Source organism: Portibacter marinus (assembly GCF_021533195.1).
In the GTDB taxonomy this organism is placed as follows: Bacteria; Bacteroidota; Bacteroidia; order Chitinophagales; family Saprospiraceae; genus Portibacter; species Portibacter marinus.
This window is the reverse complement of record NZ_JAJNKB010000026.1, coordinates 1-4,894: the sequence shown is the minus strand read 5'-3', so window position 1 is coordinate 4,894 and position 4,894 is coordinate 1. Positions and strand designations below refer to the sequence as shown.

Here is a 4,894-nt window from a genome sequence, read left to right as displayed (position 1 = left end):
GAAGGAATGAGTTTAGTGGCGTATTCGATTCGAAAGAATGAGCATGAAGAGCCGTATGAGCTGAGAGGTTCACGTACGGTTCTGTGAGAGGTTTAGGGGTGAGAGTCCCCTTTACCTACTCGATATTCAATTTTTGTAATGTCTGATTTATCATACAGCTTATTATTTCTACCTCTTGCTATATAATGATATTTATCCCCTTCAATCTTGTAAATATTGACAATTATATCAAGATTATTGTCACCATTTGATTCACTATCTTTCATTTCATAACGGCAAGGACCAGTCCACTCAATATTAAAAATATACTCCGTTTCACCGTAAAACTCAGTTTGAACACTATCATTTCTTTCAAAAAAGATTGGTGTGCTATCTTGCAGCATCATTTTAAATTTTCCATTTCTAAATTTTTCACATCCATATTGCTCTATTTGCATTAGGGAATCATTCAAAGATTCAATTTCTGCTAAAATTTCTTGTCCCATATCTGCTCCCCATTCTTCACCAACTTTCATGGACTCTTCAAGGATCTGGTTCTTTGTTGAAAGAACATGTTTTCCAATGTCAGATTCGTAAAATTGGATAATTTTTATCAATTGTTTCTCTGTAAAATATTTATCATAGATCGGTATTAATTGATTGCTTAGCTCTTCAATTCCTCCTTCTTTTATTTTCTTGTTGAAAAGAGTCCAAAATTCAGGATCATATGATTGATTGTCCTTTTGTTGTTGAACTATATTATCGAAAATTGAAAGCATAGTCTCGTGTGTCTTATTTATATTGATCAATTGCTTGATTAATTCAAGTTTAACTGAACTCTGACTGTGCAAATAATTTGAAAGTATTAGGAAAAACGTGAAGTATAAAATTCTCATCATTTTATTATTAAGTGATTGCTTGTCATTAGTTACACATAACGTGATAGCTGTAACCATCGTGGCGTCGCGATAGCAGCCATGATGTGTTAAAGCGTGTTACAGGTCGTACCTCATTCTATATTTCGATTAAAGATATTCCAAATTGACCTCTTTTTACTTTGTGATTCGGATTTGATGTAGTTTGATGTTTTCAATTTTACTTTCGGTGACTCTTTTCCTTCAACCAAGTATTCATTGGCCTTTAAGGGAATCCAACACCAAGGTGTTGCTCCAAAATCAAGATAGTTACTTGAGAAATCTTTGGAGATTTGTACTTCGCCGATTTTTTCAAATGTTTTAATGACATCTTTATATTTAGTATTGGAATAACTACTAATTGATAGCCTATGATTACTATTTGTTCCTTGATGAGGTTGCTCTATTAATATATTTGAATTCATAACGTCTTCGATCGTTGGCTTCGATTCCAAAGATAGATTTGTTTGTGCTATCAATACAAAGTAATAATCAAGATTGAGAATCTCTTCCAAAACGAGCACTGCGGTATAATTTCCATTATTAAGTTGAAAAGCGAAACATTCACCTTTCTTAATTATTGATTTGGGAGCTTTTTTTAGTTTGGGTTTTTTTGGTTTGGGATTTGGTTGAAGTATTTTGCTCTTTAGTTCTATCAGTTTTTGTCTTCTTCTATTGAGCGTTGATTTATCTGCATTCAGCTCTTCCCAGACTTTAAGATCAATTCCTTCATCGATTATCTTAATAGCTTGTTCAGTTAATTCAGAGTCATTGTAACCAATTTGCCACATTAGGTAGCTCAAAGACAACCATAAATCAGTGTTCTCTTCTAAAGATTTACCTTCTTGATAATTTTCAATAATTTGCTTTTTGATTTCAGGAATAGGAATTTCTTTATTAAATAGTGAATTGAATTCATCTTTAATATCTGCACTTATATCATTTGAAAATATTGCTGGACCCCAATGTCCCATATTTTAACTTTTTATGACCTGTAACGGCCAAGTGCATGGTGAGTATGAGCGATAGCGAAATATTCACTCATGCATACTGTTCTGCGGAGTTCCCTTTTGCTTATGCTGATAAAGATATCGAATTTAGTTTATTTACCAGTTTGTCGATGGCTTGCATAACCCGTTTGGCTTGTGCCTCCGATGCTTTCTTGCTGCCTGAAACATACTGTCTCAATAATCCAGGATTTAGTTTGCCGAGAATAGCAAGTTGGCTTATGTTTATCTCTGGTAATAATTCGAATACAGAATCAAGACTCACCTCAAATATTAGGTTGAAACCTTCAGAAAATGTTTGTTTGAGTTTCGGATCTTCTGCAATAAATATGTTTATCATTTCTTCCAAATTCTGTTTGACTTCTGCATAGGTTGATCCTCCAGCTACACAACCATCTAGCTGTTTCACATATGCGTAAAAGCAATCTTCACTTCTCTCTATTATTGCGTTTAAGGTTTTCATATCTATTTTACTTGTGCTTTTTTAAGGATCGAGTTTAATGTTCCTTTTGCTAAATCTTTTTTGCCATGAAAAGGTATTGCTACAATACCATGAATCTCATCATGTTTGTATATTCTGTGACTTCCATTTTGCCTTACAAAATACCAACCTTTTGCGGTGACTAGTTTTTCTGCCTGTTTGGCTGTCATAATACAAAAGTAGCAAATATGCTACTAAAAAGCAAAATATTGTGTATTTAATAAATCTTGGTCAAACCATACATCTTCATAGTTGGGTTCATCAACTAAAAATCTATAGCCTGTTGGTAAATCTAAGTATTGAATGATATCCTCAGATATGTAATCACTAAGATGCTCATAGCATATTGGTTGAAAGAATTCATCCTTTTCCTTATATTCTCCTTTCCATAAATACCAACCATTGCTATTGCTACTTGGTTTGTGTCTTAAACCATGAATGATGGTTGACTTATAGTTTTCAAATGTTGCAACAGCTAAACCAACTACTGATCCACTTTCAGGTGTCATCGGTTGAACTTCTTGCCATTCACAAATTGTTTCTTGCTTTCTGATTTTCATTTTTTTTAATTCCGCAGAACGTCATAGCTGTAAGAGGCGTGCCGTCGCGTTAGCAGGCATGACTTCTTCGCAGCGTGTTCTCCTCCGTTTTCATTTTCTAATTCTTTGTATCTCTTCCTTCAATCTTGGCAAATCCTTCAGACATATTGCCCATAGTATTTCTTCCGATACCGAATCATATCCATGAATAATGCGATTTCTTGTGTCTATGATTTTTCTAGTTTGGCTGATTGGAATTGTTGGATATTCTCTTACTATCCGATTCATTGCTTCACCAATAATCTCAATATTTCTCTCTACTGCTCTTTTTGTTTTAAGATCTTTTTGGAATTTTCTAAAATCTCGGGGAGTTGGTAAGAATTCTTCTATTTCAATGATTGACTTTTCAATGTCTTCAAGCCACACTTTCACTTTGTCGATCATAAAGTTTGATTTTTTGTGAATCAATGTAGTTTTTGAAGGTTTGATTGGAAATTGATTTATCTTCTAGTAAATCAATTGATCGCTTCAGTAGATTTTCTAAACCATATTTGAGGTTGAAATAGTCTTCAGTATATTGTATTGGGTCAGCTCCTTCTATTTTTACAATTAGATCAATGTCACTCGTTGATGAGAAATTGGGTGTCAGTATCGATCCAAAAACATAAAGTTGAGATACATTATGTTGTTGACAGAGCTCGGTGATCTTGTCAATATTTTCGTTGATAATTTTCATACTCATACTAAATTAACGATTTATCTGTTATTTCAGTTTCTATTGGTGTTTTTAGGCCTAAATGGAGGAGAACGGTTTAGCTGTAACCGTCGTGGCGTCGCGATAGCAGCCATGATGAGTTAAAGCTTGTTATAGAGCGTACCCTTTATTTTAATTCAATTGTAATCACCGTTCCGTCTTTGACATTCTTAATCTGATTATAAAAATCTTTTAAGAAAGCTATTTGCTCTTGTGAAGGTATTGGTTTATAGCTTCTTTTTCCTTCGCAACTTAATATAAATGGCGGATATACATTCATCATTTCACATAATCCTAGTTTTACTCCCAACTCTCTAAGTTCGAAAATTTGTTGAAGTGATAAATACTCAATTCCATTCATCTCAATATTCTCTAGAAATTGAGTCAAAGTCGCATTTAAATTTTCTAATTCTCCTGATTCTAAATTCAATCTATAAATACTTCCATTTCTGTAGATATATTGATCTCCAAATGCATCTTGAGCAATTGGGATATCTTCCATTGTAATATCTTCATACACACTATAAAGATTAGATTTCCTTTCCAAATGTCATTTAAAGAAAGGCAAATTGGATTTTTCACACAGCCTCTTATTTGAATTCCGCCATTTAATGCTACAAGTCCATTGAATTTGAGTAACATATCTTTGATTTCCAGTGGAAGAAGATCAAAAGTTTCTCTATCCTCAATTATTTCATTTCTGTATATAGTTCCTTCTAGATTCATTTTGTTGATCTATATCCTTTAGGAAACCAGATTCCTCGGCATATTGGTTCTTCCATATTTGGAATCACATGGTTCTGGTCGAGCTCATCTAAGCTTTCAATAATTATAATTGAATTAATTTTTAATACTTCACTGAATTGAGCACTCAAAATGTTTTCTACATCTTCTTCTGAAAAAGCAGTTATTCCAATGTTGGAGGATATTTCTAAACCAACAACAGACAGCCAATATCTTTTCAGTTGTGTATTCATGTTACAATGTATGCTCTATAACGGTTTTGTGGCATGTGGAGGAGCGACGTTAGGAGCTCTTACATCATCGCCACCTGTTAGTGGTAGTGGTGTGCCCTGAAGTTCCATCGGGTATAAAGTTAATCAAAAGTGGTTAATGGAAATAGATGGAGCATGTTGTAATTGAGATGAAAGACCTCTTCAAAGGTTGGATGGAAAGGAAACGAGCTGACTCCATGTAAGAATGGCAAGGTCAGAAGCCTC

At 33.8% G+C, this 4,894-nt stretch carries 9 protein-coding genes; all 9 read right to left on the bottom strand.

Features of this window, described 5'->3' with window-relative positions:
- Positions 1–92: 92 nt before the first annotated feature.
- Positions 93–788: a DUF2059 domain-containing protein gene (locus L2567_RS20495; protein WP_235299732.1), complete on the bottom strand. Its 696-nt coding sequence runs from the start codon at positions 786–788 to the stop codon at positions 93–95.
- A gap of 200 nt (positions 789–988) precedes the next feature.
- Positions 989–1,867, bottom strand: coding sequence for a hypothetical protein (locus L2567_RS20490; protein ID WP_235299731.1), 879 nt, complete (start codon positions 1,865–1,867; stop codon positions 989–991).
- A 100-nt stretch (positions 1,868–1,967) separates the two neighbouring features.
- Positions 1,968–2,363 (bottom strand): type II toxin-antitoxin system HicB family antitoxin, encoded by a 396-nt coding sequence (locus tag L2567_RS20485; protein WP_235299730.1) that lies wholly within the window; start codon positions 2,361–2,363, stop codon positions 1,968–1,970.
- Positions 2,364–2,365: 2 nt separating this feature from the next.
- A complete protein-coding gene (locus L2567_RS20480) occupies positions 2,366–2,551 on the bottom strand; it encodes a type II toxin-antitoxin system HicA family toxin (protein WP_235299729.1) in 186 nt (61 codons plus the stop codon).
- 24 nt (positions 2,552–2,575) lie between these two features.
- The gene (locus L2567_RS20475; protein ID WP_235299728.1) at positions 2,576–2,941 is read right to left on the bottom strand and encodes an immunity protein Imm33 domain-containing protein; all 366 of its coding nucleotides are present in this window, start codon (positions 2,939–2,941) and stop codon (positions 2,576–2,578) included.
- Positions 2,942–3,031: 90 nt separating this feature from the next.
- Positions 3,032–3,364, bottom strand: coding sequence for a HepT-like ribonuclease domain-containing protein (locus tag L2567_RS20470; protein WP_235299727.1), 333 nt, complete (start codon positions 3,362–3,364; stop codon positions 3,032–3,034).
- Complete coding sequence (locus L2567_RS20465) at positions 3,336–3,656, bottom strand: nucleotidyltransferase family protein (protein WP_235299726.1); 321 nt, start codon at positions 3,654–3,656, stop codon at positions 3,336–3,338. The genes L2567_RS20470 and L2567_RS20465 overlap by 29 nt, the downstream gene beginning before the upstream one ends.
- Before the next feature lie 145 nt (positions 3,657–3,801).
- Positions 3,802–4,194 carry a hypothetical protein gene (locus L2567_RS20460; protein ID WP_235299725.1) on the bottom strand — a complete coding sequence of 131 codons (393 nt, stop codon included), beginning with the start codon at positions 4,192–4,194 and terminating at the stop codon, positions 3,802–3,804.
- A gap of 202 nt (positions 4,195–4,396) precedes the next feature.
- Complete coding sequence (locus L2567_RS20455; RefSeq protein WP_235299724.1) at positions 4,397–4,651, bottom strand: hypothetical protein; 255 nt, start codon at positions 4,649–4,651, stop codon at positions 4,397–4,399.
- Positions 4,652–4,894 lie beyond the last annotated feature (243 nt).

Excerpts from the sequence above, each read along its gene's own strand:
- L2567_RS20490 (WP_235299731.1), bottom strand. The coding sequence starts at position 1,867 with ATGGGACATTGGGGTCCAGCAATATTTTCAAATGATATAAGTGCAGAT.
- L2567_RS20485 (WP_235299730.1), bottom strand. The coding sequence starts at position 2,363 with ATGAAAACCTTAAACGCAATAATAGAGAGAAGTGAAGATTGCTTTTAC.
- L2567_RS20480 (WP_235299729.1), bottom strand. The coding sequence starts at position 2,551 with ATGACAGCCAAACAGGCAGAAAAACTAGTCACCGCAAAAGGTTGGTAT.
- L2567_RS20475 (WP_235299728.1), bottom strand. The coding sequence starts at position 2,941 with ATGAAAATCAGAAAGCAAGAAACAATTTGTGAATGGCAAGAAGTTCAA.
- L2567_RS20470 (WP_235299727.1), bottom strand. The coding sequence starts at position 3,364 with ATGATCGACAAAGTGAAAGTGTGGCTTGAAGACATTGAAAAGTCAATC.
- L2567_RS20465 (WP_235299726.1), bottom strand. The coding sequence starts at position 3,656 with ATGAAAATTATCAACGAAAATATTGACAAGATCACCGAGCTCTGTCAA.
- L2567_RS20455 (WP_235299724.1), bottom strand. The coding sequence starts at position 4,651 with ATGAATACACAACTGAAAAGATATTGGCTGTCTGTTGTTGGTTTAGAA.